Below are 26106 nucleotides of genomic sequence, written 5' to 3'. Positions count from 1 at the left end.
TCGGTGGACCACTGGTCGCGACGCTATTTGGTGGGCGCCCGCAGACACAACGCCGCCTGGCTGACAAACAGTTCAAATGCTTCCTGATCCGCGGCCGACAAGGCCTGTTCCCCCCGGTCGGCATAAACAATGCCGATGACCTTGCCGTTGACCGACAGCGGACCGAGCAGACAATCGGCAGCGCCACTTTGCTTCAGCACCAGCGTGAAGGCGTGCCGATCACTGTCGCGCCACGCCCACAGGGTCTGGCCCTGAACAATCGCCTGCAATACCGGGACATCATTCAGAACAAACCGGAATCGACCCAAAATATTGCTGACCGGCCACTCAACCACATACTTGCCGAGCAATTCGCTGCGCGGCGGATTGAGCAAGGCAATCAACACCCGCGGCAAACCGGCACCGCGATGCAGGCCTTCCAGCACCAGTTGCAACACCAAGTTAATGTCGGTCTTGCTGCTGGCCAGCGTGTTCAACTCACGCAGGATAGCCAACTGCAGTTTCAGGTCCGGTTCCCCGTTAAAACCCTCCGCTGCAGCATCGACAGGCTCTTCCTGAGCTTGGGCATCGGCCCGGACATAACGCACCAGCTGACCTGCCCCGCAGGCCTTCAGCACATCAGCCGCCCGCTCGCCAGCCGCCTGCAGATGCTGGCGAATCTCGGCCTCGCTTTTGCCGGTAAAGCTCATCAACGTCTGCAGCTGTTCCGGTTTCACCTTGTTGTCCAGCACCGCCGGCACCAGCTTGATGGCATCGAATGCATTGGCAACGCACTGTGCGCCGGGGCTGGCATCCCGACTGCGCAAACTCGAAAGCAGGGTGTCGCTGACCCGCCACTCCTGTGCCAAAGCCACGGTCAACTGGCGCAAGCGGAAGCCCAGCACGTTGTCTTCTGCTTCATCCGGCGCCACCCCGGCCGTCAGCTGCTGCTGCACTTTGCTGGCAGCATCGCCACCGCAGGCCCAGAAGCTGATCTCGCCAATGCGCGACAGCAACGCCGCAATGAAAATCTCCTCGACGTTAGGTTCTTTGCGCAGCAAGGCCAATTCGCGGGCCTGCATGGCGGCGTGAAAGGCATCCGCCACCTCCTTGCCGAGCTGCGGGCCGGTATCCCGGCTCAGCAGCTCATCCAGCAACAGGGTGGCAACACAGATGGAGCGGAGCGTCTGGAAGCCGAGCACGATGACCGCCCGGCTGATGGTATTGATGCGCTTTTGCGAGGGATTGAAGTACACACTATTGGCCAAGCGCAGGATTTTGGCGGTCATGGTCGGGTCACGCAGAATGACCCGGGTCAGTTCCGCCGCATGGCTCAGCATGAACTCGTTCAAGGTGGCGATTTGTTGAAGCGTCTGACCGAACGCCGGCAACTCAGCCTTGGCGATATGCGCCACCCACTCTTCGACCGTTTTCGCCATGCTCGCACCAGTGTAAATCCTGCTTTACACCAGTATGGCACGGCCAATAAAAAACCCCGCTGGCGCGGGGTTTTTTATTAAACGGACAACTGAAACAGCTTACAGAACTAACTTACTCGCTGGCTACGCGCTTGCTGTTGATAAAGGCAATCCAAGAAGCCGCATTGCTGCGCGACTTGTCGTACTGGGTCGCTTTTTCAAGATTGGCCAACGCCGGTTGCACTTTACCTTGACTGTACTGCGCGATACCGAGGTTCAGATACACCCGACCCGGGTCTTTCAGGCCGCCTTTCTCAAGCGCCTTGGTAAACGCAGCAACCGCTTCCGGCCATTTCTCGTTCTGCGAGTAAATCTCACCTTGGTATTGGAAATAAGTACCGTCAGCAGCAAACTTCGCGGCTTCACCATAGGCAGCAATTGCCTTGGCATCATCCCGGGCAGCACCGAAGTTCTGGCCGATCGAACGCCAATTTTTTTCATTTGCTGGAATATGGCCAGCGGCAATACCTTTTTCCAGAATCTGCGCAGCTTTGAACGGCACCCCTGAATTAGCGTAGAGCCCCGCCAGATTTTTCAGGTGCCCCTCCTGATCCACATGCCCTTTCATGTATGCCAAATCCAGAATGGCAAGTGCATCGGCATCTTTCTCTTGCTGCAAATAGATTGAAGAGAGCTGCAGCCAAAGATTCTTGTCATCAGGAAACTTATCAAGCATATCGCGCAAAACGATACCCGTTCCTTCGAGATCTTTCAGCTCCATATGGGCTGAGGCAAGCAACTGCAGCCAAGGCTTTTTGGCAGTTGGCGCCTTGGTCACGGCCAGAAAGGTTGGGCAAATCGAATCCTGGTACCGATTCAGCTGGAAATAGATGCTACCCAGCAACGCATACATATCCGGCTTTGGCGCCACCGCGTACTTGAAATACTCCTGCGCCGCTTCCAGAGCCTTGGCATTATTTTCAGCCGACAGGTAGAAGTACACCAAGTTCTGCCGAAGCTGCAGCTCCTGAGCTTCCTGTAGCGCCTGCTTATCAATAGCCGCTTTCGCCATTTCGATCGCTTTCGGCCACGCCTTCTTGTTGGCATAGACAAAAGAAATCTGCATGCGCACCCAAGCGCTCTCGTAAGGTTTATTCTCTGAACGCTCAATCAATGGCAACAAAATCGCCAACGCTTCGTCATAGGCTTCACGACCGAGCGGGTCTTGCGCCTTTTGCATCTGCTTGTAGACGTACTCGTCGGTCAGACCGAGCTTGCGCTTTTCCTTGCCGGCCTCCACCGTTTCTGGCGACAGCGGTTTGCAATTGGCGGTGTAACGGGTTTCCAAAGCTGCCGATGCCGAACCAGCAAATGCGAACAGACCAAGCAGTGCGCAGGCGACGGCAGCTTTTTTTACTTTAATCAACATTTGCCATATCTCCTGGACTATCAGCCTTCTTCATCCAGCTTGAAGTCCATGCAGTACTTGGCGCCGGGCTGTGCGACCGGTTTGCCGTCGACAATTGCAGGGCGGAATTTCCATTTCTGGATGGCCCGACGGGCTTCCTGATCAAACACCCGACGGGGTTTGGCGTCGTATACATCCAAGTCACCTACCGAGCCATCTGGCTGAATGGTGAACTTGAAACAGACATAGCCTTGCACACCATCACGTGCCGCCTCAGTGGGATAACGAGGGGCCAAGGTAGCAATCGGAATCGCCATGCCATCACCGGCACCAACACCGCCAGTGCCGGTAAGCAGATTGACTGCACCGCCAACCACGCCGCCGAGTGCAGGGCCATCGCCCGCGCCCAACGCCGAAGTATCCAGCTTGAGATCAACCATGGTAGCGACCGGCTTTTCACTGCTTTGCATCCGCTCAGCGCTCGGCGGCGGCGGCGTTTTCGGCGCCTCCGGCTTGCGCGGAACCCGGCGTTCTTTTTCCTTGATCTCCGATTCGGACTTGACTACCCCGAATTCGACGACCACTCGCTGGCTCTGGTCAATGGTCGACTCACCAAAGGTAACCAGACCCGCCATCATCAACAGCAAGGCGAACGCAACCACCGCACCGCCAAAAAGTCCTAGCAACAGTCTGTTCATCGCTTACTCCCGCGCCGCCGCGACTGTTACGTCGGCAATGCCGGCTGCTCGAACCTGGTCAAGCACATGCACGACAACACCGGCTTTTGAACGCTTGTCTGCCTGAATCACAACCGAACCCACCGGAACTTCTTGCTTCAGTCGTTCGACCGCACTGCGCACGGCGTTGGCTTCAACCGGTCGCTTGTCGATCCAGATGGTGTTTTCAGCACTGATGCCGACGAAAATGTTGGCTTCCGGCCGCGCCTCAGCAGAACGCGCCTTCGGGTGCTGAATGTTCACGCCTGACTCTTTGACAAAGGAGGCAGTCGTGATGAAGAAAATGAGCATGATGAAGACGACGTCCAGCATCGGCGTCATGTCGATCTGGGCGTCTTCAGTCTGCCCGCGTTGCTTTCTGGCCATGCCTTCTGTCTCAGCGTTGGATTAGTGATGCGGCATGCTATCGGCCAGCTGGTCCGCACGGTTACGTGCCATGCCGTCGATATACGAAACCACAAACAAGCCGGAGATCGCCGCGACCATACCCGCCATCGTCGGCATGGTGGCGCGGAAAATACCGCCAGCCATCAGACGCGGGTTGCCGGAACCTTGCTGCGCCAACGCTTCGAACACCCCGATCATCCCGTACACGGTACCAAGCAGCCCGATCAGCGGGCAGATGGCGACGAGGGTCTTGATCAGTGTCATCCGGGCATTAAGGCGAACCGATGCTTGGCTCAACCACGCATCGCGGATCCGGTGCGCGTGCCAGGACGTGGTGTCCTGGCGCGCGTGCCATTGGGCGATCAGCTGGCGCGCTTCTTTCGGATAGATGAACTGCAGGTAAACCCAACGCTCGATGATCATTGTCCACATCAGGAACAGGACCACTGCGATGACCCAGATAACTGGGCCACCGGTTTCAGTGAAACGAAGGACTTTTTCCCACAGCCCCGTCAGCGCGTACATGCTGGAGGCTCCTTACTTTTCGTTATGCTGAGCGATCAGGCCGACGCTTTGCTCTTCGAGCACTTGCACCAAGGCCTTGCTCTTCGACGACAGCACCGCGTGCATGAACACGAACGGAATTGCGGTCACGATACCTTGCACGGTGGTGACCAGCGCGGTCGAAATACCACCGGCCATCAGTTTCGGATCGCCTGCACCGAACATCGTGATCTTCTGGAACACGTCGATCATACCGGTCACCGTACCGAGCAGACCGAGCAGCGGCGCCAGAGCGGCAAACACCTTGATGATGCCAATACCGGCTTCCAGCTTCGGCACTTCTTTCATGATCGCTTCATCAAGCTTCAGCTCGAGATTTTCCACATCGGCTGACTTGTTGGCTGCATACACCGCCATGATACGACCGAGCGGGTTATTGCCCGGGGTCGGATTCTTGACCTGAGCCATGATCTTGCTGCCAACCAACGTCAGCGCAATGATGCGATAGATAATCAGCAGGGTACCGAGAGCCAGAATCACCATGATGACCCAACCCACCGTACCGCCTTGATCCAGACGCTCTTTAAAGGTCGGCTCTTGCACAACGACGGTCAGCAGCGGACCGCGTGACGGGTCAACATACAGGTCGGTGAAGCCCGAGGTGGTCTTGATAAACGGAGCAACAGAATCCAGGAAGCGACCTGCAGGCTGACGAGCCAGCTCGGTGATTTGCTTGGTTTCCGGGCTATAAATCAGGTATTCGCCGTTCGAAATCAGGTTGAACGCGCCAACCCGAACCACTTCGCGCTCTTCGGTCGAGCCATTACCCAGCACCACCGGCGCATTGAAGCGAACGACCTTGCCTTGCTGGGTCATTTCCTGAGTCAACTCCAGCCAGAGTTGCTTCAGGTCATCCAGCTTCGGCAGCGCCTTGGACTGCGCCATGCCTTCCAGGAACTTCTCACGACCCGGGAATTGGGCGCTGACATAGGAACGACCAATCGAGGCGGCGGCGTTACCGGCGCGCTCACGGACAACCCCGAACATTTCGCCAAGGTTACCGACACGGGCGTTCTTCTGCTCTTCCAGGACAGCCAATTCTTTTTCATTGGCTTCGAACTGGGCTTTCAGACGGTCGCCTTCGTTTTCCAGGGCATTCAGATCACCCTGTACCGACTTCAGCAAAGCCGCCTGCTGGTCACGCGCTTGGCGGAATTCCGCTTCGCGCTTCTTGTTTACTTCGCTTTCTGCCGACTGGGCCTTGCGGACCATGTCCAGCAGTTGGTCAAGCGATACCGCTTTCGGGGCGGCAGCGTAAACGCCGGTGGAGGCCATCAAGGCGCCAGCGGCGAGAGTAGTCAGAAAACGCTTCATTGCGCTGCCTCCGCGGCAAAAATCGGGAGCTTGATAAGGTCAGGTGCGGCCTGTTTGGAGGCGACGCGGATGGCTTGGGTCACGGCAGCGGCATAATCGCCACCCAACTGGACCCAATCCTTGGCTTCCCGGTCCCAAACAAAGGCTTGGTTGCCATCAAGGGTTTGGTACAGGAAAGCAACCCGGCCCATTTGCAGGAAGCGGACGGTCTTCTCATCAGCACCCGAACCAATCTTGCCTTCGTAGGTGCTAACCGCAACACCGTAGTCGGCTTCGATTTGGTAGGCCTCAAGGATCTGCCGGTATTTCTCCGAGATGGAGATGTCGGCACGCTGCATGTTGGTGCGCAGCTTGGCAACGCGCTTGGTGCGCTCTTCAGCCAGGAACGGCACGTCCAGCTGGACGAACTGGTCGAGCGTATCAATCATTTGTGACATCAGCGGAATCAGACCCTTTTCGGTGTCGTCCACGCTGATGATTTCCTGCTTCATTGAGCCTTTTTCAGTTTCCTGGCTCTTGACCAGCTCACGCAGCTGGGCGTTGTAGGCCTTCAAGCTGTCGATACGCTGCAGGGCGGCTTTGTATTCACCAGCCATGTCCGCCTTTTGTTCGGCCAGGCTGTCAATGGTCTTCTGGCTCTCTGCAGCGGCCCGGCTGATTTGCTTCTCCAATGACAGGGAAGCGTCCAGCGGGCCAGCGGCCAGCAGAGCACCGCTCATGATGCTGGAGGCACCGGCCACGAGGGCCACGGCCAGCCAACTGCTCTTGATAGGCATAGGCATGTTTGTTTCCGACAGTTGTGAAGAGATCCGGTCCCCGCCTGGGTGGTTTGACCTCTATGCGGGTGTACTACCAAAACGGAGGGGGATGGACACAAGGTCCGAGACAGGACAGGCCATAGGCCGCCCCACCAGGTCCCCCAACCCGGCGGCAGGGCTGCGAATATAAGTCGGTGTCGATTTGTAAGTCAATGTGAACTCTGCAGATTGCAGCCTGTGGGGACTTTGAATTCAGCCTACATGGTTTTAAGCAAAACAAGGCACTAGCAAACTTTTCAGAACCTCTTCAATGGTAATATAAACAAAACTATAACCTCCCGAAATGACCACAAAAGTCATTCTTGTTAATAGTCAGGTAGCCTAGACAAATTGGCACCGGGCTTAAAAAGGGTTTTGCCGGAAAATGAAAAATCAACCTCAAGCATTGCTCGAAGGAGAAGCAAATCTGTTGTGGAAGCAAGGCAAACTCGATGAAGCTGCGAAGAAGTTTTTGGAGCTAAAGAGAATTGCCCCGGAAAATCACTCGCTATTACTGTTTTCTGCAGAAATAGCGATGCACCGACAACAGTTCCCTAAAGCGTTGGCGTTCCTGGAGTTGATTGCAACTAACAACAATTCTCCTGACATATTACTAAAGCTGGCAATGGCATATTCCGGTTGCGCCAGATGGCAGGAAGCGTGCGTAAAGCTAGACCAATTTATTTCACTGCGTCCGAACCATTTGGAAGCTCGCCTGCACCGAGGATTGCTTCTCGAAAAGCTCAATAGATTGCAGGCATCACGACGCGACTTCATTACTGCACTTCGCCTCGCGGAGACGCGGGATAGCACAACCCTTTCTATCGAAAACCGTTCTATGCTAGCGCACGCATCATCAAAGGTGAGAATAGGATTGGATGCTTGCATTGAAAAACATTTACAACCAGTATACGAAGAATTTGGAAGAGCCGCGGTAAGTCGAATTCGGCAATGCGCCGATTTTTTTGTAGGTAAGGAAAAACCTTCATTTTCTCACCCAATGTGGCTTCCGGGTCTATTTTATGTGCCCAATTTACCTCCTAAGATGTTCTATGAACGCAATGAAATTCCACAGCTTGCGCATCTTGAGAGTGCATTCAAGACGATAAAAGCAGAGCTTATCGAGGTCTTGCAAGCTGATGTCGGCCTCGCGCCGTACATCAACCATCCAAGCTCAAGCAGGGCAGCAACCACATGGAAGGACCTGAATCACTCTCGGGCATGGTCAACCTATCATTTTTGCCGAAATGGTCAAATACAAGATGAGAATGTTCAACGATGCCCAAAAACGTGGCAGGTACTAGAATCTCTAGATTTGATGCGAATTTCAGGTTACGGCCCAGAGATTATGTTTTCGATTTTAGCGCCTCAAACTCAAATAAAGGCACACCACGGAGCAGTCAATGGGCGACTAATCGTTCATCTTCCACTTATTGTTCCTTTCAATTGCGGTGCAATCAGGGTCGGTACCGAGCAAAGGACATGGACTGAAGGGGAGTGCTTAGTCTTTGATGACTCGTTTGAGCACGAAGCATGGAATCACAGTAGCGAAACAAGAGCCGTGTTAATTTTTGACATATGGAACCCTAATTTAAGTACGGCGGAAAGGGCTGCATTTACCGCTCTTCATATTGCTGCCCAGTATTATGAGTCAAATGGGTGACAAGGTAGCTCACCTGAGCTGGTCAGAATATTGATACGCCCCTAAAGTAATTGTTCTCACCTGACACCCGCCCCTGGCGGGTGCTTTCGAGGGTAATTACCCCACACCTTGCCGATACCTTTGGCTGGCTCCACACAAGCAAGATGCCCGTGACGGCTGTGCACGTGCTGGACACTGATCTACTGCCCGTCTTCGAGAAACACCAAGCCCGCATCGAACCCGTGCTCGGATACAACAGCCGCGAGTTATGTGGCTGGCCCGCCAACCATAACTGTGATCTGTTTCCGCAACTGGAAAACATCGAAAACCGCATCGCAAAAGTCCGGCGACCGCAAAGCAACGGCTTTGTTGAGCGGCTGCACCGTACATTGCTTAATGAGCTGTTCCGCATTCAGGGTCGAGCAAGTGGTATGAATCGGTCGAAGACATGCAACGCGATCTAGTTGGCTGCGTGGTTTATTACAACCGCGAACGACCCCATCAACGGCGCAACAGGAAAGACAAAATGCCGAATAGAGGTATTTGTAAAAGACCTACCGCCATCACCGCTAATCACGGAGGTGGGCAATCGGCCAAAAGCTACTTGAATGAAAACACCCGCCAAGGATGGGTGTCAGGTGATAGCGATCACTGTACATGCAGGTCGTTGGCCAACTCCAACAAACTAAGCTTGCGACGTGCTACTTTCTGTTTGATGGTCATTGAGAGGCCTCGCAGTTACAGATGAGTTTCGACACTCAAACCATAACCCACTAGGGACTCTATGGCCACCTCGCTTTTGGCAGCCAACTGGCGGGTGCATACGCTCTCAACACAATCTGTCGTTCACCGGTTGTCCTTTTCGATCTCGATAACATGCCCGAATAACATTCCGTCGACAAAAAAGGGAAATTCGCACATCTCCAATGAGTGTGCTGAACATATTGAAAAAAGTTCACTTAATCGTGATTCACTCATTGCAACAGATACTTGCTCTGAAAGTCGTGATAGGCATAACACATTCGCTTGTTTTATCTTACTCAATGAATCTAGTTTCTCAGACAAAGTAAATGATTCAGACAGTTTCAATAATTGCAAAACGTTTAGCACGATAGATTCCAGCCAGTCACGCTCTGAATCGGTTTGGAACTTTGCATCAAGGTCCTTCATTAGATTATTAAAATCCCTTCGTGCCCTATTTGCGGCATTATCGTGCTTTAACCGCTGTACGCCACCAACTGCATATGCGCTCCCTATTAACTCCAGTAAATATTCTGCGGTGGAAAAAAAGGGGATCTCATCTATCAAATGGGATAATACTCGCTGACCAACTATCGAATTTTGAACGATTTCAGACTCTAAACTGTGAGTAATACATCTAATCTTTCCTGAAGGTTTTAACACGCGTGAGCATTCAGCTATCGACTCACCCAATCTTGAATACTCTAAGGCAAATTGGCTAGTTACTAAATCAATACTGCGATTATTGAATGGTAGTGACTCAGCGTAGGTTTTCGGAAAAAATCTGATGCTACTTAGCAGGGATCCAAGCTCCAAATTTTTTTCCACGCGCGCTCTGGGAGCTATCTCTGCTGGATCGATAGCGAAAATTTTTATATTTGCCTGCCTAGCCGCCGCGGCAGCAGCGGCAATGAATGCGATTGCCCCATTACCAGTGCCGATATCAACAATGGTAGAGTTATCTGCCAATGGCCAAATTTGAGCTTCCCAATATCGCCTTATTTCCCCGGAATACTGGCATGCCTGATTGCCATGCTCAAAACTGTTTAGGCTTTCTGTATGCTGCCAATAGCTAGTCCAGTGCTCCATCTTTGTGTCACCATAAAATTTTGGGAATTGGACGCCTTAATTGATAGTTTCAGGAAGTTGTCAACGATCTTTAGAGGTCAAGTAGCCCTGCTCTCGCAATCGATATTTTCCCTTATTTCGGCTTTGCTGAAAGTCGGGCCTGCTCCACCTCAATCCATGCAGAATTGAAAAAAAAGGCGGGCTTTCGCCCGCCTTTTTTTACATACACCGATCAATCAGAAAGTCTGACTGTAGCGGAAGTATGTGACTTTGCCATAACCATCATACAGATCGAAGTTGAAGCCGCGCGACGCGTTGTCGCTCAGGTTCGGCTCTTCATCGGTAACGTTGGTCACACCGACCACAATTTGGCCATTCCACGGTGCGTTCCAGCTAACTTGAACGTCATGAGTGACCCAGTCCGGCTGAGTTTCTTCACCATCATCACCCAAACCCGGCAGATCAGAGATGTAGTTGATGTTCCAAGAGAACATGAAATCACTGAAGTAATACTGGTTGGCCAACAGTCCGCGGTATTCCGGATAAGCCGTGTCACCGCTGACAAAACCAATCAGATTTTCACCACCGTCAACTTCCAGTGTCTTCGACCAGTTGATGTTCAGCAAGTTCTCCAAACGACCAGCAGCACCGAAGTCAAACTTGGTATTCAACGAAATATCCAAGCCGTTCATGTGGATGTCGCCGGAGTTTGCCGAGCCGGTGTTGCCTTGCACGATCGGATCACAGTCGTTGATAACGCCATCCGGGCCAGTAGCAACCGGGTTGCCGTTTACATCGCAACCTTGGACGTCCAAACGCTCGATTGACAGACCTGCTGGCAGTGCTAGACCAGCACGAATACGATCGACCAGTGCAGCGGTATCAAACGAGGCGATACGGTCAGTCAGCTTGATATCCCAATAATCGGCAGTCATGTTAAGCCAGTCGGTCGGCTCCCATGCCACGCCAATCGAGAACTGCTTGGACTGTTCAGAACTCAGCTCTGGGTTGGCTTCGCTGTACGCATCAACTTGCAAAGCCTGGGCAACACCTGCGTTGTTTTCGCAGCGGTTCTGGTTGAAATCGAAAATCAGGCCAGAAAATACGCAGGTAGCTGGGTCGTTAACAAAGTCAGCAGAGTAACTACGCGCTTGGCTGATTTGCGGCAGAGACGGGGCGCGGAAGCCTTCGCCATATGACGCACGCAGAGTCAGCTCTTCAAGCACTTGATAACGGACCGAGACTTTCGGCGCGGTGTCGCTGCCATAGTCGGAGTACTTGTCATAACGGCCAGCAATGTCCAACTCAAACTTGTCGAACAACGGCAGCAAGACTTCAAAGTAGCCGGCGTCAACATCGCGATCTTTACCGGCGGAGTTACCAGCCGAACCACCAATCTGACCACCCTCTTGCAATGAGTCGTACCGATCTTGATAGTCTTCGTTGCGCGTTTCCACGCCGACCACCATGCTGGCGGTACCACCAGCCATTTCGAACAAATCAAAACTGGCGTTGACATAGGCTTCGTTGGTCTTGAAGAAGCTGTCGCGCAGCGTCGTCGCCTTCATGCCAGCAAGTGTCACGGCATCGTTCGAGTATGGGTTTACGAAGTTGTAGTCACCAGCAGCCACGGCTTGAGCAGCAAGGTTGTCGACAACATAGCCGTTACCGATGCTGTACGACTGGAAGTCATTACGACGAATACCAGCATCAATGCTGACAGCACCAATAGTGCCTTCCACGCCGACGAGCAGGTCGTAAACGTTGGCGTCGCCCTTGTCATCCCGGTTGCCCAGAGCGGCGTAACGGTGACGAACATACATGTCGCGGCCAAACGGGTTGAACGGGTTAGAAGCTTCAACAAACAGAACCGACGGTGCCGGGGCATAACGACCGAACGAGCCGATGCGGGTTACGCTGGTATTGGCGTAAATCGACCAGTCGTCATTGATTTCATAACGGCCTTTGACAAAAGCGGCGGTGGTGTCAACTTCCGCTTCGTCAGCAGCAACGAATGTGAAGTCATACAAGCAACGTGAGTTATCGCCGACTTGCTCGTTATGTGAGAAGCCCGGCATTGCATTACATTCAGCAATTGTGTTAACCGAGCCACGGTATGCGCCTTCGGCACCCGACGGCAGAATTTCACGCCAGTTGTTACCGAAAGTCGAGGCACCGCCTTTGGACCACTCACGATCACGCTGGAATACGATGTCGCGTTGGTTCTTGGAAACACCGGCAATCATGTTGCCCTTGTCGCCCGAGATGCCAAACACCATCGAACTTTCTTCGGTATCACCGCCCTCAGCAGTCGGACGGCCTTCACCGAAACGGAATTCAACGCCATTGAAATCTTTACGAGTGATGATGTTGACAACACCACCGATGGCATCCGAACCGTACACAGCTGACGCGCCATCCGACAGGATTTCGATGCGCTCAACAGCGGCAAGCGGAATACTGTTCAAGTCTGACGACGAACCAATCAACGGCGACTTCGAAGTACGGCGACCGTCAACCAGAACCAACGTACGGTCCGAACCCAAACCACGCAAACTAACGGTTGCAGCGCTACCGAATGAGCTACCCGATTGCGGGCGATAAGAACCAAAGGAGTTGAATGTGCTGTTACGCAAAACTTCCGCAACAGAAACATCACCGCTCATATCTATCGCTTCGCGGTCGATAACAGTAACCGGCAGAGCGCCTTCGACATCGGAACGCTTGATGCGCGAACCGGTCACTTCAATACGCTGCTCGTCTTCTTTGCCTTCTTCGTCAGCCGCGAAAACCGGGCTGATGGCGGCAACAGCAGCACCACCGATGAGCGCAAAGCGAATCGCTTTGGCCAGCGGATTATTACGTAGAGTACTCAATGTCGTTCTCCCTGGGTGTGTGAGGGTTCACTAAGCAACATGCGCTCGGCGTTATGGTTCGCCAATGCGAATGAAGCGGGTCCAGGCCACACGGCCTGATCTGTCCGGGGCCGATACTAACTACAAGGGTTTTCGACGGTCAACAGGTTTTTACAAAGTGTGTCAATGCGAAAAATCCCGGTTTTCCTGCGGTAGTCTGCACATTTATTGAGCGGCAGGCGGCTGCGGGAAAGGGGCAATTTCGGGGCTCTTCTCGGTCGCGGTGACGGGCTTCCGTAACGCAAACTGAGAACTGATGCAGGCTTGCACGGATTGAACGGGTTGGGCGATCGAATGCTGCGACGCACCAATATGGCAATCATCGGCCGTTGGTTCTGTTGTGCTTATTGCCCATTCCCGGCTATTAAATGAGCAGCTGCAGACCGAGCTGTGCGATCGCCGACCATCTGGTCAGAGCAGATGGAAGGAACTAATCGGAAATTTGGATGTGGCGGCGCACCCAGTGCGCTGACCACGAGCAAATGCCGGCATGCTCGTCCGTGCGCCACGGGAATGTGGACGTGGCGCACCACGGCATCGGTAGGTTTACAGTGACTTGAACTGCTGTCTCAACACAAAGGCCGGCTCGGTAACATGGCGCTCCATGGCCTGAACCTGACGCTCCAACTCGCCAAAGTAGAACTCCAGCCCGACGAGCGTGCTGGGCGCGCTTGGGACGGTTTGGGGCCGGGTTGGCTGGTGCCGGGCAGTTTGTTGTGCCTCAGACGGCGCCGCGGCTTCGCCAGCTGACGCCTGTGGCTCGCGGTCAGTCGGCGGCCGAACCGGTTCGGTACTGCCCTCGTCCCAGCGCCGCTTGGTCTGCATGACCCAGCCGTCGACCTGACCGCGCAACCCCGGGGCATCGAACTTGCTGACCGGGTCGAGGATGAACCAGGCAATCAGATAAGCGGCCACCAGCGGAAACACCTGAGTGAACACTGCCAATAACACAACCGCAAAACGAATCGGCCAGACCGGCCAGCCGAAATACTGGCCAATGCCGGCGCAGACCCCGGCGACTTTGCCATGGGCCGGATCGCGATACAGTTCGCGCGGACGGTTAGCGGCCATGACCACCTCGGTTGCCGGTGTCCCGCAGGGGCGACGCATCGGCATGGCTGTCGCGCCAGCCGGGAGATTGCGCATCCAGAATGGCCTCCAGCGCACTGACCCGTTGCTGCAGACGTTCAGCGATCTGGCTCAGCCGCTGCAACCGCGCCTGTTCATCGAAGCTCGGTTCAACCGGTGCCCGCCGCTTGCTCCAGTAATGCAAGATCAGCCACAGCGGCACCACCAGTCCAAACAGGGTGCCGAACAGCACGACCAGAGCGACTCCGAAAAATTCTTCCATTGCGTTTTGCGCCTTACGCCTTCGTTTGCGCGACGGTGGTTACGTCCGCGCGGTTGTCCAGCCCTGCCGTGATCGCGATCTGCAGATCGGATCAGGACTCTTTGGTTTCGCCAGCCATGCGCGCTTTCAACGCGGCCAGCTGTTGATCGATGCGATCTTTCGCGGCCAGCTCTTCGATTTCTTCGGCCAGGGTTTTGCGACGGCCCAAATCATGGGCTTCCAGATGCGCTTCTTTCTGGTCGACTTCGCGTTCGTAAGCGGTGAAATTTTCCTGCGTCACCGGCTCCTGATCGAGCTGACGGCGAATTTTCCAGCGCGAATCGACCGCCTGATGCCGCGTGGTCAGGCCCGCCTGGCGAGCGCGGGCATCGTCGAGTTTGTCCTGCAGCTGACCAATTTCGGTGGTCAGGCGGGTCAGCGTTTCGTCGTACAGCGGCAAGCGCTGGCGCCACTCGTTCAGGCTGTCTTCGACGCGAGCTCGCTCCATCAGTGCGGCCTTGGCCAGATCTTCGCGGCCCTTGCGCAGCGCCAGTTCGGCTTTCTGTTCCCAGTCGAGCACGTCATCGCGACCGCGCTGCAACCGGCGCTCGAGTTCCTTGCGCTCGGCAATGGTCCGCGCCGATGTGGTTCGCACCTCGACCAAGGTGTCCTCCATCTCCTGAATGATCAGGCGGATGGTCTTCTGCGGATCGTTGGACCGCTCGAGCAAACTGTTCAGGTTGCTGCCAACAATGTCGCTGAAGCGGGAAAAAATCCCCATTGTGCCTTCCTCATGAAACCGCTACCGCTTTCGATCATCAACACCAGCAACCGCCGAGTTCAATGCGCCGCGCCAGTCTGCGCCTGCGTTTGGCCGGTTCAGACCCCGACGCCAGATCAGGCGTATTCGTCAAATCCGGCATCTCGCCAATCGACCCAACTGGCCGAATGCCGGGTTCAGCTATCCCCGAAACAGCAATTCTTATACAACTGGCATGCCAAAAGCTAACAAGTTGTTTTGCCGAGTATTTTTTCTGCTCACTCTGGCCAGTGATTCGCTGCTGCGGTATAACACGCCACCCTTTGGCCAATTCGACCAACAAGGACTTAGGCCTCGATGGCGGAGCGTGCGCAGGCGCACAACCTGATCGGCGAATCAGCCGTGTTCCTGGAAATGCTGGAACACATTTCGCTGGTCGCGCCGCTGGCCAAACCGGTGCTGGTGATTGGCGAGCGCGGCACCGGCAAGGAGCTGGTGGCGGCGCGTCTGCATTATCTGTCCCGTCGCTGGGATCAGCCCTTCCTCAAACTCAATTGCGCCGCCATCAACGAAAACCTGCTGGAAACCGAATTGTTCGGTCACGAAGCCGGCTCGTTTACCGGCGCCGCCAAGCGCCATCTCGGCCGCTTTGAATTGGCCGACGGCGGCAGCTTTTTTCTGGATGAACTGGCCAACACCTCGGCCCGGGTCCAGGAAAAGCTGCTGCGCGTCATCGAGTACGGTGAATTCGAACGGGTGGGCGGCAACCAGTCCATCAAGGCCAATGTCCGTTTGATCGCCGCGACCAACGAAGATTTGCCAGCACTGGCCCAGCAGGGCCGGTTCCGCTACGACCTGCTGGACCGTCTGGCGTTTGACGTCATCACCTTGCCGCCACTTCGGGTGCGCCCGGACGACATTCTGAAACTCGCCCAGCATTTCGCCGTTGCCATGACCAAGGAGCTCGGTCGCGATTATTTTGCCGGCTTCAGCAAAGCGGCTGAGCAGCAGTTGCTGGATTACAGCTGGCCGGGCAATGTCCGCGAACTGAAGAACGTGGTCGAGCGCAATGTCTATCGCTGCGCGCCGGATCGCATGGTCAGCAAAATGGATTTCGATCCATTCACCTCGCCGTGGCGACCACGGCTGACACCGCCGGCGGCAATGACGACCGGCAACAGCCCGGCGCCGAGCACGAGTGATGGCACGGCGCTGCCATTGGACTTCAAACAGGTCACCGAACAACACGAGATCGGCTTGATAAAGCGAGCCTTGCAGCAAGGCCAGTTCAATCAGAAAAAAGCCGCCGAGCTGCTCGGACTGACCTATCATCAATTACGCGGCTATTTGAAAAAATACCAGCTGCTGAAGGATGAGGGCTGATGGTTCGATCAGTACGTGTTGAGTCGACAACTTCCGGGTCAACGATTCTTAAATCATGGCCGCCCGGATCGAAGCGATCATCACTGGCACGCTTGGGTTTGAACCTGGGTTTAAGCTTGGGCTTGACCGTACTACTCGCGTCTTGCACCGGTGGCGAGCAATCGGTGCGGGCTACCGGCCTGGTCTATTGCTCGGAAGGCAGTCCGGATACCTTCAATCCGCAAGTCACCACGTCAGGCACCGCTTACGATGCCAGTGCTCACACAATTTATGATCGGCTGGTCGAGCTCGATCCGGACACCAATGAGCCACAGCCGGCGCTGGCCGAAAGTTGGAAGGTGTCGCGCGATGGCACTCGCTGGCGGTTCAAATTGCGCGCCAACGTCGCCTTTCATCAAACGCCCTGGTTCCACCCGACCCGCTTTCTTAATGCCGATGACGTGCTGTTCAGCATTGAGCGGCAATGGCTTGGCAATCATCCCTATCACGCAGTTTCCGGCGGCGAATATCCCTACTTCGAAAATTCCGGACTAAGTCGCTTGCTCGCTGCTGTCATCAAGCGCAGCGACGATGAAGTGGAATTCCAGCTGACCGAACGCAACGCCACCTTCCTGACCATGTTGTCGATGGAGTTTGCCTCCATTCTTTCGGCGGAATACGCCGACCAATTGCAGCAGCAAGGAAAAATGGAACAGCTCGATCAGCTGCCAGTTGGCACCGGGCCGTTCCAGCTGGTGCGCTACGAACCCGGTGCGTTCATTCGTTATGAGGCGCATCCCGATTACTACGCTGGCGTCGCCAAGATGAAGCGGCTGGTGTTTGCCATCACGCCAGACACCAGTCTGCGGCTGTCACGACTGCGCGCCGGCGAATGCGATGTGATGGCACAGCCGTCGCCAGCGCACTTGTCGCTGATCCGGCAGAACAGCAAGCTGAAGCTGTACAGCCAGCCCGGCCTCAATGTCAGTTACTGGGCATTCAATACTCGCCGGCCACCGCTGAACGACCCCCGCGTCCGTCAGGCCTTGAGTTACGCCGTCAATCGCTCGGCGATTCTGGATGCGGTGTATTTCGGTGCCGGCGAAGTCGCCAAGAGTCCGGTGCCACCGACCGTGCCCGGTCACGATCCGGCGCTGCAGGATTTTCGCCACGATCCGGAGCGGGCGCGCGCGCTGCTGCGGGAAGCGGGCTACGAAAACGGCTTCACGCTCGATGTCTGGGCGATGCCGGTTAGCCGCCCCTACAACCCGAATGCCCGCAAGATGGCCGAACTGATTCAGGACGACTTGCGACAGATCGGTGTCAACGTGCGCATTGTCAGTTACGAGTGGCGCGATTTTCTGCGTCGGTTGCGACTCGGCGAACACGATAGCGTGCTGCTCGGCTGGAGCGGCGATCTGAACGACGCGGACAATTTTCTGACGCCGTTGCTGTCGTGCGCCGCGGTGCATCTCGGTTCCAATCGGGCGTTCTGGTGCAACGAACACTTCGATCAACTGCTGGCCGAGGCGCGCGCCAACCGCGATCCTGTCGCACGCGACGCCTTGTATGCCGAAGCGCAGCGGCTGTTCAAGGAACAGTCGCCGTGGCTGACCATTGCCCACTCCGCACAATATCTGGTGGCCCGACAAAACATCATTGGCTTGCGTCAGGCCGCCAACGGCGGCGTCTACTTTCAGCGCGCGGAGCGGCGGCCATGATCGCCTTGCTCGGACGGCAAATACTGGCGTTGCTTATCACCGCACTCGGTGTGGTGTTGGGCTGCTACTTGTTGAGCCATCAGGTCGCAGGCAGCATCCCGGCGTCGTTCGCCGGCTTCGCACAACACCTGTGGCAGGTGTTGCACGGTAATTTTGGTGTTAGTAGCACCGGCGAATCCGTTTTGCGGAATTTCCTGAGTGTGCTGCCGGCCAGTCTGGAATTGCTGATCAGCGCCATCGTACTGGCGGTGGCCGTCGGCATTCCGGCCGGCGTTGCGGCCGCGCGCCGGCGCAATGACTGGTTTGATCGCCTGGTCGGCGCGTTCACGCTGGTTGGCTATTCGGTGCCGGTATTCTGGTGGGGCCTATTACTGGTGCTGTGGTTTTCACTGACGCTGGATTGGACCCCGGTCTCCGGCCGCATCAGTTTTCTGTTTGATGTCGAACCGCGCACCGGTTTTATCTTGATCGATACCTGGCTCGCTCGCGATGACTACGCGTTCGAAGCGTTCATCGATGCCCTGCATCACATTGTGCTGCCGACGCTGGTGCTGGCGCTGCTGCCGATGGCGATCATCACCCGGGTCACCCGCACCGCCATGACCGAGGCGCTGGCAACCGATTACATTCGAATGGCGCGCGGCCAGGGCATTCCGGAGTGGCGGCTTGTCTGGGTGCATGCCCTGCGCAATGCCAGTCAACCGGTATTGGCGGTGCTGACTTTGCAATTTTCGACACTGATAACCGGCCTGATGTTGATCGAATCCATTTTCACCTGGCCCGGTGTCGGCAAATGGTTACTCGATGCGCTGGCCCGTGGCGATTACGCCAGCGTGCAAGCCGGCGGTCTGTTGCTGGCCCTGGTGCTGGTCGTGATCAACTTTGTCATGGATCTGTTCAGTCTCTGGCTCAATCCGTTGCAACGCAGTGGAGGCCATCGATGAACACGCGTTTGCTGCAACGGTTCGCGGCCCATCCCGCCGCATTGCCGGCGTTGTTTGGGCTGGCGGTGATTTTGCTGTTTGCCCTGCTTGGTCAGGCACTCAGCCCGTTCAACCCGGTGCTGGCCGATCCACACGCTCAATTGCTGCCGCCGATGTGGCAACCGGGCGGCGTCTCGGCGCATCCACTCGGCACCGACGATCTGGGCCGTGACATGTTGTCGCGCCTGCTGCACGGCGCGCGTCTGACCATGGGCTCGGCAACACTGGCGATGTTGCTGGCACTGGCCATTGGCGTGGTGCTGGGTTCGATTGCCGCGTTGTCACGCGGATTGGTCGAGCTGTTGCTGAAACGACTGATGGATGTGCTGCTGGCCTTTCCATCGCTGCTGCTGGCCATTCTGCTGGCGCTGGTGCTCGGCAGCGGCATGACCGTCAGCGTCATCGCGGTCGCCGTGGCGCTGGTGCCGCATTTCTTCCGCGCCAGTCATGACGGTCTGCACGAAGAGCTCGGCAAGGATTACGTCGCCGCTGCCAAACTCGACGGTGCCGGCGCCACCTCGCTGTACCTGCAAACGCTGTTGCCGAATATCGCGGCGCCCATTGTCGTTCGCATCACGCTGGCTTTTTCCACTGCGGTGCTCGACATTGCCGCGCTCGGCTTTCTTGGCCTTGGCGCAGCCGCGCCGATTCCGGAATGGGGCAATCTGCTGGCCTCGGCACACGATTTCATTCAGGTCGCGCCGTGGACGGTCACGCTGCCGGGGCTGGCCATTTTGCTGACCGTGTTGTGCGCCAATCTGGTTGGCGATGCCTTGCGTGACGCCGTCAATCCACGCGGAGCCAATCCATGAGTCTGCTCAGGGTGGAAAATCTGTCCATTGAATTTCCGGGCTTGTATGGCGATATCCGGGTGGTGGACAACTTCTCGCTGCAAATGGCGCCGGGCGAAGTGCATGGCTTGGTCGGTGAATCCGGCTCGGGAAAAAGTTTGGCAGCGCTGGCCGTGCTCGGCCTGCTCGATCCGGTCGCGACCCGCTGGCGTTGCGATCACCTGAGTCTGAACGACAAGGATTTGCTGCGCGTTTCCGCCGGTGAACGCCGGCGCTGGCAAGCCAAATACGCGTCGGTGATTTTTCAGGATGCCCAGTCCAGTTTGAATCCGAGTTTCACCATCGGCGCCCAGCTCGATGAAGTCATCAAGCTGCACCACGGTGGCGGCCGGGCCGAACGGCGCGAACGCGCGGCCGATTTGCTGCATCAAGTCGGCATTCACAATATTGCGCCGGCACTGGCCAGTTATCCGCACCAGTTTTCCATCGGCATGAACCAGCGCGCAATGATCGCGCTAGCGCTGGCCTGCGAACCGGCGCTGCTCATTGCCGATGAGCCGACCACCGGGCTCGACGTCACCATTCAGGCGCAGCTGCTCGAACTGCTGCTGAAACTCAACGCTGAACGCGGCATGGGTCTGCTGCTGATCACCCACGACATTGCCCTGCTCGCCCGCAACGTCCAGCGCATCACCGTGATGTATTGCGGTCAGGTGGTCGAAAGCGGCGATGCCGACGATGTGTTTCTGCAACCGCTGCATCCGTACACTCACTCACTGCTCGACAGTCTGCCCAAACTCGATCAGCCGCATCGCCGACTGGTGGCTTTGCGCGGCGCCAAGCCAAGCATGCTGAACCTGCCGGTCGGTTGCTATTTTGGGCCTCGCTGCCCACGCGCCGCGCGCGAATGTGTGCACAGCGTACCGATGTCCGATGACGCCCAGCACCGTTACCGCTGCCTGTTCCCGCTCGGCGCCAGTCACGACGCGTCGGACGCCAACAAACCGGGGAACAAGCGATGACCGCGCGCCTGTTGACGGTGACCGAACTCGGCAAGCGCTATCCGATCAGCCGCGGCCTGCTGCGCGCACCGCTTTGGCAAACCACGCTGCGCGACGTGTCATTCACCTTGGAGAGCGGCCAGACCATCGCGGTGGTCGGCGAGTCCGGCTCCGGCAAATCCACGCTGGCGCGCCAGCTCGTCGGACTGGAAACACCCAGCGTTGGCGACATTCTGCTCAATGGCAGCAGCATCGTTGGCCGCCAAGACGACGCGCTGCGACAACTACGCCGCGATATCCGGATGGTGTTCCAGAATCCGTCTGCCTCATTGAACCCACGGGTCACCGTCGGCGCCCAGCTCGATCAGGCCTTACAGCATCTGGCCCAGCTCGGACCACGTCAGCGTCAGGAACGCATTCACGAAGCCTTGGCCAGCGTCGGTTTGCCCGCTGACCACCGCCACCACTACCCGCACCAGTTTTCCGGCGGCCAGCGTCAGCGGGTTGCCATCGCCCGCGCAATTTTGCTGCAACCCAAACTCATCATTGCCGATGAGCCGGTGTCGACGCTCGATGCCTCGGTGCAGGCGCAAATTCTGAACCTGCTGATGGATCTGCAAGAAGCTCGCAACCTGTCGTTCGTGTTCATCTCGCACGACTTGGGCGTGGTTAAAACCATCAGCGATCAGGTGCTGGTGCTGTACGCCGGCGAAGTGATGGAGCTCGGGCCAACCACGGCCATTTTCCGCCACCCACAACATCCCTATACCCGCGCCCTGATAGCCAGCAGCCCGGTCGTGCAGCGGGCCTTGCAGGTGCCGGTCACACCGCTGCGCGGTGAACTTGCCACCAGCGTCGACGCTGGCATCGGTTGCCCGTTTGCCCGCCGCTGCCCGCACGCGGATGAACGCTGCCGGCGCGAGCGCCCGACCCCACGCTGGCTCGATCAACAGCTGGTCAGCTGCCACAAGACCGGCGCGCTGTAACGCGCGGCCAGCTGCCCGATCGTTCTGAAACCGGCGGCGCGGCAAAGGCTCGCATAACCTGTTCGGACCAGTCAGGAAAAGGGTCGCGCCAGGTGCTGTGTTACACTGCGTGCTTCCCTTGCATCCTGAGGATTTCGTCATGGGTTTTCTTGCCGGCAAACGCGCGCTGATTATCGGCCTTGCCAGTGATCGTTCCATTGCTTACGGCATTGCCGAAGCGATGCGCCGTGAAGGCGCCGAACTTGCGTTCAGTTACCAGAATGACAAGCTGAAAGGCCGGGTCGATGACTTCGCCAAAGAATTCGGTTCCAGCATTTCCTATCAGTGTGATGTCGCGACTGATGAAAGCATCACCGAGTTTTTCACCAACCTGAAAAAGCATTGGGATGGTTTTGATGTGCTGGTGCACTCGGTCGCCTATGCGCCGAACGGCCAGCTCGAAGGCGATTACCTGGATTGCGTCAACCGCGAAGGTTTCCGCATTGCCCACGACATCAGCTCGTACAGCTTTGCCGCTGTTGCCAAAGTCGCCCGTGACATGATGCGGCCGAACGGCTCGATGGTCACCATGACCTACCTTGGTGCCGAACGCGCGCTGCCGAACTACAACGTCATGGGCGTGGCCAAGGCCAGCCTCGAAGCCAACGTCCGTTACATGGCCGCCAGCCTTGGCCCGCGCGGCATTCGCGTCAATGCGGTGTCGGCCGGCCCGATCCGCACCTTGGCCGCATCGGGCGTGAAAAACTTCCGCAAGATGCTGTCCTACTACGAGAAGGTTTGTCCGCTGCGCCGCAACGTCACCATCGAAGACGTCGGTAACGTTACCGCCTTCCTGTGCTCGGATTTGTCCGCCGCCGTGACCGGCGAAGTGGTGCATGTCGACAACGGCTATCACTTCATCAGCATGCCGGAACTGGAATCTGCAGAATAAGCGCAGGCCAGCAAGAATAAAGGCGAGCCTCGGCTCGCCTTTTTCTTTGGTGGCTCGCTTGGTTTGGCTGCTCTTCTTGTTTGCCGAAAGCTCGGCCCAAAATCCGTCAGCAAGCCATCACCGGTGACTCTTCTGCGCCAACACGGAGACACGCTATCACGGCACCCCAACGGCCCCGACAAAGGTCATGCGGCGTGCTTTGGTCATCATTGGCTGAAAAAAAGGACCGCATTGCGGTCCTTTTTTTTTGCAGCGCGTTCGCGCTTAATTTGTTGCGTCCGGCGCTTTCAGCTTGCTGTCGAAATAGTCGATGTCGACATTGGCTTTAAGCCATTTGATATAGGCCATGTACTCAGCTTCGCCAGCGGCGCGGCTGAGCCGTTCCTGATACTGGGTGCGCTTGGCCGCATCAAGGCCATCAAGGGCCGGCAAGCTGGCTTTTTGCAGCTCGGCCAACAGGAAATCACCACCAGCCAGACTGATACCGGCAAGCGAGGGTTTGTCAGCCGGTCGCGGCAGTTTGAACAATTGCTCGCGAACGATCGGATCCGGTGACGCCGCCGAACGGGTGACCGCCTCGAAACCCTGCCAGTTGGCATTTTTTTCGGCCAGCAGGGTGCCGACTTCTTCACCCGCTTTCAGCTTGGCCAGCAACTCATCACCAAAGGCTTTCGCCGCTGCTTTGGCCCGTTGCTCGTTCAGCACGGCAACGATTTGGTTGCGCACATCAGCCAGCGGTTTGGTGCTGGCCGCTTGATAATCTTTAACCCGGATCATCACCGAATGCTGATCGCCAAGGCTGATCAGCGCGCTGTTGCGGCGCTGGTTCAGCACATCGTCGCTGACGGCCGCTTCGATCACCGCATGTTGAGCCGCGATACCGGTAGGCGCACTGCGCTCGAACATGCCGGTTTCTTTCACGGTCAAACCGGTGGCGGCAGCCGCTTCATCGAGGCTGTCGGATGCTTCAAAACCCTTTTCATTCATGGCTTGCTCTTTTTCGGCAAAGAGATCGGCCACTTTCTGGTTATGCACCGCGGTCCGGACTTGCTCGCGGACGCTGTCCAGCGTCTGCTGCTCACCGCCTTCGATACCCAGCAATTTGATGATGTGGAAACCGAATGAGGTACGAACCAGACTGGACACCGGCTGCGCGGTGGTCAGGGCAAAAGCGGCATCATCAAACGCCGGATCCATTGCGCCCTTTTCCATCACGCCCAGTTCACCGCCTTGATTCTTGCTGATTTCGTCGGCCGAATTGGCTTTGGCCAGCGCTGCGAAATCCTCACCGGACTGCGCTTTCGTCAGCACGGCTTCTGCCTGGCTGCGAACCGCCGCTTCAGCGGCCGCATCGGCGCCTTCCGGCACTGTGAACAGAATGTGAGCCAGCTTGCGTCGCTCAGCACGGCTGAACTCACTCTTGTGTTCCTGGTAATAGCTTTCGAGATCGGCATCGGCCACCGTAACCAGGCCCGCCAGATCGCTCGCATTTAGCTCAAGGTATTGCAGGTCGAGTTTTTCCGGCACCGCAAAGTCGCCGGTATGGCCGTTGTAATAGGCGTCGATCTCGGCATCGGCCGGTGCTTCGGTCGGCGCAAAAGCGGTTACCGGCACCCGGGCGAAACGACCGCTCAGGCTTTCATTTTCCAGCTGATAGAAACGCTCGGTTTCGCTGTTCAGCGAAAAGGCCGTGTCGGCCAAACCACGCAGCATTTGCGTGGCGACCATGTCTTTTTCCATTTGGCTGCTGAAACGCTCCGGCGTATAGCCATTTTGCGCCAGCAACATCTTGGCTTTGGTCTCGTCGTATTTGCCGTCAGTCTGGAACGCCGCCATCGACTGAATCTGATCTTTGAGACGATTCTTGCTGATCCGGAAATTCAGCTTGTCCAGCGATTGCGCCAGCGCTTTCTGGGTGATCAGCTGGTCCAGCACATTGCGGCGAAAGTCCTGTTCTTTTTCTTCGGTGTTGAAAAGCTGGCCATACATCTCGCCGTAACGCGCACGGGCACTTTGATAGGCCTGATCAAACTCAGCGCGACCGATTTTGGCGCCACCGACTTCAGCCAATTTGTCGCCGTCAGACGACACCAGAAAATTGCTGACCCCGGAAAACACGAAACTGATAACGACAACGACCAGAAACGCCCAGGCGAGTGGGCCACCGAGGCCCTCGCGGAATCGATCCATCATGAGTGGAGTTCTCTCTTGTTGTTACAAGCCAGTTTTGCAACTGACGGCAAAGCATCGGGCCGACGTGCCAGCCGCGACAAGCGCCGCATTGTGGCGCAAAGGCCCGGGGATTTAAAGCAAAACCGCCGATATCGGCACCGTGACAAGGCCGTGGCTGCGCGGCTCAAACGGGCAACTTTCGTCCTGTTTTGCCGGAGGCTCGGGCCGCAGCCGACAAAGCGACCAATAGCCGCCCAACGAAGGCCATCGGCCAGTCAGGTTCATCAAACAAGCGAAGGGGTAGTGAAAACGAAGACGGCTGGGACAACTTAAGGAGGTTGGCGGAGCGGACGGGACTTGAACCCGCGACCCCCGGCGTGACAGGCCGGTATTCTAACCAACTGAACTACCGCTCCAGATACGAACGACATTTCCGGGCAGCGGCATGGCATACCTGTGAAATGACAGACCGGACCGGCTGAAGTCATGGCTTGAGCCATAACGACAGCGAGATTTGGTGGGCGTTGAGGGACTCGAACCCCCGACCCCCTCCATGTGACGGAGATGCTCTACCAGCTGAGCTAAACGCCCAAATCTCGGTCGGTCGGTTACTGCATCTCCTGCCCCGGCATAACGCGGCGAACCGGTCATGCCTGTGGCAGAAGTCCTGACTTGCGTCAGGTCAAAACATCACAACGCTACGATTTACTCGTTGACAGCGTCTTTCAGTGCTTTGCCCGGCTTGAAACCCGGCACTTTGGCAGCAGCGATGTTGATTTCGGCGCCGGTTTGCGGATTACGGCCGGTGCGAGCTGCCCGCTCTTTGACGACATAGGTACCGAAGCCGACCAGCGCGACCTGATCACCTTTGCGCAGGGCATCGGTCACGGCGTCGAGCATGGCGTCCAACGCACGAGCGGCGGAGGCTTTGGAGATATCGGCGCCAACGGCGATGGCGTCAATCAGTTCAGTCTTGTTCATGCGTTCCCCTTGCAAACCTCAAAGCCGGACGGGTTCCGGGTCTGGGTGCGTTCTTGAATCTGCGTGGTGCTAGTGTCGTTGTCAGACTGGGCAAGTTTTGGCCTGTCATGAAAAACTG

23 protein-coding genes and 2 tRNA genes are annotated in these 26106 nt (G+C 56.6%); 9 read left to right on the top strand and 16 right to left on the bottom strand.

All coding sequences use genetic code 11. The features are described 5' to 3' along the window. Window positions 1–23 precede the first annotated feature (23 nt). The 7 genes from HPT27_RS17110 to HPT27_RS17080 form a co-directional block, all read right to left on the bottom strand. Window positions 24–1418 carry an HDOD domain-containing protein gene (locus HPT27_RS17110; protein ID WP_172246038.1) on the bottom strand — a complete coding sequence of 465 codons (1395 nt, stop codon included), beginning with the start codon at window positions 1416–1418 and terminating at the stop codon, window positions 24–26. Between the two features lie 112 nt (window positions 1419–1530). Beyond that, window positions 1531–2826, bottom strand: coding sequence for a tetratricopeptide repeat protein (locus tag HPT27_RS17105; RefSeq protein WP_172246036.1), 1296 nt, complete (start codon window positions 2824–2826; stop codon window positions 1531–1533). Between the two features lie 20 nt (window positions 2827–2846). Further along, window positions 2847–3503, bottom strand: a complete 657-nt coding sequence (locus HPT27_RS17100) for an energy transducer TonB (RefSeq protein WP_172246034.1) — start codon at window positions 3501–3503, stop codon at window positions 2847–2849. A 3-nt stretch (window positions 3504–3506) separates the two neighbouring features. Then, window positions 3507–3908: an ExbD/TolR family protein gene (locus HPT27_RS17095; RefSeq protein WP_172246032.1), complete on the bottom strand. Its 402-nt coding sequence runs from the start codon at window positions 3906–3908 to the stop codon at window positions 3507–3509. A gap of 21 nt (window positions 3909–3929) precedes the next feature. Continuing rightward, entirely contained in the window at window positions 3930–4454 is a 525-nt protein-coding gene (locus HPT27_RS17090; protein ID WP_172246030.1) for a MotA/TolQ/ExbB proton channel family protein, read from the bottom strand. Window positions 4455–4466: 12 nt separating this feature from the next. Beyond that, entirely contained in the window at window positions 4467–5807 is a 1341-nt protein-coding gene (locus HPT27_RS17085; RefSeq protein ID WP_172246028.1) for a MotA/TolQ/ExbB proton channel family protein, read from the bottom strand. Next, window positions 5804–6589, bottom strand: coding sequence for a DUF3450 domain-containing protein (locus HPT27_RS17080; protein ID WP_172246026.1), 786 nt, complete (start codon window positions 6587–6589; stop codon window positions 5804–5806). Before HPT27_RS17080 ends, HPT27_RS17085 begins: the two co-directional genes overlap by 4 nt. Before the next feature lie 400 nt (window positions 6590–6989). Between HPT27_RS17080 and HPT27_RS17075 the strand changes: the two genes are divergently transcribed. Further along, window positions 6990–8267 carry an aspartyl/asparaginyl beta-hydroxylase domain-containing protein gene (locus HPT27_RS17075; RefSeq protein ID WP_172246024.1) on the top strand — a complete coding sequence of 426 codons (1278 nt, stop codon included), beginning with the start codon at window positions 6990–6992 and terminating at the stop codon, window positions 8265–8267. A gap of 149 nt (window positions 8268–8416) precedes the next feature. Further along, a complete protein-coding gene (locus tag HPT27_RS17070; protein WP_172246022.1) occupies window positions 8417–8710 on the top strand; it encodes a hypothetical protein in 294 nt (97 codons plus the stop codon). A 382-nt stretch (window positions 8711–9092) separates the two neighbouring features. On the opposite strand, the gene HPT27_RS17065 is transcribed toward HPT27_RS17070, so the two are convergent. From HPT27_RS17065 to pspA, 5 genes are all read right to left on the bottom strand, one after another. Beyond that, window positions 9093–10076 (bottom strand): class I SAM-dependent methyltransferase, encoded by a 984-nt coding sequence (locus HPT27_RS17065; protein ID WP_172246020.1) that lies wholly within the window; start codon window positions 10074–10076, stop codon window positions 9093–9095. Between the two features lie 215 nt (window positions 10077–10291). Next, complete coding sequence (locus HPT27_RS17060; protein WP_172246018.1) at window positions 10292–12931, bottom strand: TonB-dependent receptor plug domain-containing protein; 2640 nt, start codon at window positions 12929–12931, stop codon at window positions 10292–10294. A gap of 585 nt (window positions 12932–13516) precedes the next feature. Next, window positions 13517–14041, bottom strand: a complete 525-nt coding sequence (locus HPT27_RS17055; protein WP_172246016.1) for a PspC domain-containing protein — start codon at window positions 14039–14041, stop codon at window positions 13517–13519. Further along, on the bottom strand, window positions 14031–14321 hold the full coding sequence (gene pspB / locus HPT27_RS17050) for an envelope stress response membrane protein PspB (RefSeq protein ID WP_172246014.1): 291 nt from the start codon (window positions 14319–14321) through the stop codon (window positions 14031–14033). The genes HPT27_RS17055 and pspB overlap by 11 nt, the downstream gene beginning before the upstream one ends. A gap of 91 nt (window positions 14322–14412) precedes the next feature. Next, window positions 14413–15081, bottom strand: coding sequence for a phage shock protein PspA (gene pspA / locus HPT27_RS17045; RefSeq protein WP_172246011.1), 669 nt, complete (start codon window positions 15079–15081; stop codon window positions 14413–14415). A gap of 336 nt (window positions 15082–15417) precedes the next feature. On the opposite strand from pspA, the gene pspF reads away from it, so the two are divergent. The 7 genes from pspF (at window position 15418) to HPT27_RS17010 (ending at window position 22835) form a co-directional block, all read left to right on the top strand. Beyond that, window positions 15418–16443, top strand: a complete 1026-nt coding sequence (gene pspF / locus HPT27_RS17040; protein WP_172246009.1) for a phage shock protein operon transcriptional activator — start codon at window positions 15418–15420, stop codon at window positions 16441–16443. Between the two features lie 122 nt (window positions 16444–16565). Next, a complete protein-coding gene (locus HPT27_RS17035; protein ID WP_211198089.1) occupies window positions 16566–18143 on the top strand; it encodes an ABC transporter substrate-binding protein in 1578 nt (525 codons plus the stop codon). Further along, the gene (locus HPT27_RS17030) at window positions 18140–19087 is read left to right on the top strand and encodes an ABC transporter permease (protein WP_172246005.1); all 948 of its coding nucleotides are present in this window, start codon (window positions 18140–18142) and stop codon (window positions 19085–19087) included. The genes HPT27_RS17035 and HPT27_RS17030 overlap by 4 nt, the downstream gene beginning before the upstream one ends. After that, the gene (locus HPT27_RS17025; protein ID WP_172246003.1) at window positions 19084–19938 is read left to right on the top strand and encodes an ABC transporter permease subunit; all 855 of its coding nucleotides are present in this window, start codon (window positions 19084–19086) and stop codon (window positions 19936–19938) included. Before HPT27_RS17030 ends, HPT27_RS17025 begins: the two co-directional genes overlap by 4 nt. Beyond that, on the top strand, window positions 19935–20939 hold the full coding sequence (locus HPT27_RS17020; RefSeq protein WP_172246001.1) for an ABC transporter ATP-binding protein: 1005 nt from the start codon (window positions 19935–19937) through the stop codon (window positions 20937–20939). Before HPT27_RS17025 ends, HPT27_RS17020 begins: the two co-directional genes overlap by 4 nt. Beyond that, a complete protein-coding gene (locus tag HPT27_RS17015) occupies window positions 20936–21904 on the top strand; it encodes an oligopeptide/dipeptide ABC transporter ATP-binding protein (RefSeq protein WP_172245999.1) in 969 nt (322 codons plus the stop codon). The genes HPT27_RS17020 and HPT27_RS17015 overlap by 4 nt, the downstream gene beginning before the upstream one ends. A gap of 139 nt (window positions 21905–22043) precedes the next feature. Next, complete coding sequence (locus HPT27_RS17010) at window positions 22044–22835, top strand: enoyl-ACP reductase FabI (protein WP_172245997.1); 792 nt, start codon at window positions 22044–22046, stop codon at window positions 22833–22835. A gap of 264 nt (window positions 22836–23099) precedes the next feature. Here the strand turns inward: HPT27_RS17010 and HPT27_RS17005 are convergent, their stop codons facing one another. The 4 genes from HPT27_RS17005 to HPT27_RS16990 form a co-directional block, all read right to left on the bottom strand. Beyond that, window positions 23100–25028 carry a SurA N-terminal domain-containing protein gene (locus HPT27_RS17005; protein WP_172245995.1) on the bottom strand — a complete coding sequence of 643 codons (1929 nt, stop codon included), beginning with the start codon at window positions 25026–25028 and terminating at the stop codon, window positions 23100–23102. A 318-nt stretch (window positions 25029–25346) separates the two neighbouring features. Continuing rightward, window positions 25347–25423, bottom strand: a tRNA-Asp gene (locus HPT27_RS17000). Window positions 25424–25522: 99 nt separating this feature from the next. After that, window positions 25523–25598: transfer RNA gene (locus HPT27_RS16995), tRNA-Val, on the bottom strand. Between the two features lie 114 nt (window positions 25599–25712). Then, window positions 25713–25988, bottom strand: a complete 276-nt coding sequence (locus tag HPT27_RS16990) for an HU family DNA-binding protein (protein WP_172245993.1) — start codon at window positions 25986–25988, stop codon at window positions 25713–25715. Window positions 25989–26106: the final 118 nt, after the last annotated feature.

It is taken from the genome of Permianibacter fluminis, from assembly GCF_013179735.1.
GTDB classification, from domain to species: Bacteria; Pseudomonadota; Gammaproteobacteria; order Enterobacterales; family Permianibacteraceae; genus Permianibacter; species Permianibacter fluminis.
Note: the sequence above shows the minus strand (reverse complement) of the source record. Positions and strands in the feature narration are given on the sequence as shown.

Excerpts from the sequence above, each read along its gene's own strand:
- HPT27_RS17030 (WP_172246005.1), top strand. The coding sequence starts at position 18,140 with ATGATCGCCTTGCTCGGACGGCAAATACTGGCGTTGCTTATCACCGCA.
- HPT27_RS17065 (WP_172246020.1), bottom strand. The coding sequence starts at position 10,076 with ATGGAGCACTGGACTAGCTATTGGCAGCATACAGAAAGCCTAAACAGT.
- HPT27_RS17075 (WP_172246024.1), top strand. The coding sequence starts at position 6,990 with ATGAAAAATCAACCTCAAGCATTGCTCGAAGGAGAAGCAAATCTGTTG.
- HPT27_RS17005 (WP_172245995.1), bottom strand. The coding sequence starts at position 25,028 with ATGATGGATCGATTCCGCGAGGGCCTCGGTGGCCCACTCGCCTGGGCG.
- HPT27_RS17080 (WP_172246026.1), bottom strand. The coding sequence starts at position 6,589 with ATGCCTATGCCTATCAAGAGCAGTTGGCTGGCCGTGGCCCTCGTGGCC.
- HPT27_RS17105 (WP_172246036.1), bottom strand. The coding sequence starts at position 2,826 with ATGTTGATTAAAGTAAAAAAAGCTGCCGTCGCCTGCGCACTGCTTGGT.
- HPT27_RS17085 (WP_172246028.1), bottom strand. The coding sequence starts at position 5,807 with ATGAAGCGTTTTCTGACTACTCTCGCCGCTGGCGCCTTGATGGCCTCC.
- HPT27_RS17010 (WP_172245997.1), top strand. The coding sequence starts at position 22,044 with ATGGGTTTTCTTGCCGGCAAACGCGCGCTGATTATCGGCCTTGCCAGT.
- HPT27_RS17090 (WP_172246030.1), bottom strand. The coding sequence starts at position 4,454 with ATGTACGCGCTGACGGGGCTGTGGGAAAAAGTCCTTCGTTTCACTGAA.
- HPT27_RS17015 (WP_172245999.1), top strand. The coding sequence starts at position 20,936 with ATGACCGCGCGCCTGTTGACGGTGACCGAACTCGGCAAGCGCTATCCG.
- HPT27_RS17110 (WP_172246038.1), bottom strand. The coding sequence starts at position 1,418 with ATGGCGAAAACGGTCGAAGAGTGGGTGGCGCATATCGCCAAGGCTGAG.
- HPT27_RS17095 (WP_172246032.1), bottom strand. The coding sequence starts at position 3,908 with ATGGCCAGAAAGCAACGCGGGCAGACTGAAGACGCCCAGATCGACATG.
- pspB (WP_172246014.1), bottom strand. The coding sequence starts at position 14,321 with ATGGAAGAATTTTTCGGAGTCGCTCTGGTCGTGCTGTTCGGCACCCTG.
- pspA (WP_172246011.1), bottom strand. The coding sequence starts at position 15,081 with ATGGGGATTTTTTCCCGCTTCAGCGACATTGTTGGCAGCAACCTGAAC.
- HPT27_RS17025 (WP_172246003.1), top strand. The coding sequence starts at position 19,084 with ATGAACACGCGTTTGCTGCAACGGTTCGCGGCCCATCCCGCCGCATTG.
- pspF (WP_172246009.1), top strand. The coding sequence starts at position 15,418 with ATGGCGGAGCGTGCGCAGGCGCACAACCTGATCGGCGAATCAGCCGTG.
- HPT27_RS17100 (WP_172246034.1), bottom strand. The coding sequence starts at position 3,503 with ATGAACAGACTGTTGCTAGGACTTTTTGGCGGTGCGGTGGTTGCGTTC.
- HPT27_RS16990 (WP_172245993.1), bottom strand. The coding sequence starts at position 25,988 with ATGAACAAGACTGAACTGATTGACGCCATCGCCGTTGGCGCCGATATC.
- HPT27_RS17020 (WP_172246001.1), top strand. The coding sequence starts at position 19,935 with ATGAGTCTGCTCAGGGTGGAAAATCTGTCCATTGAATTTCCGGGCTTG.
- HPT27_RS17055 (WP_172246016.1), bottom strand. The coding sequence starts at position 14,041 with ATGGCCGCTAACCGTCCGCGCGAACTGTATCGCGATCCGGCCCATGGC.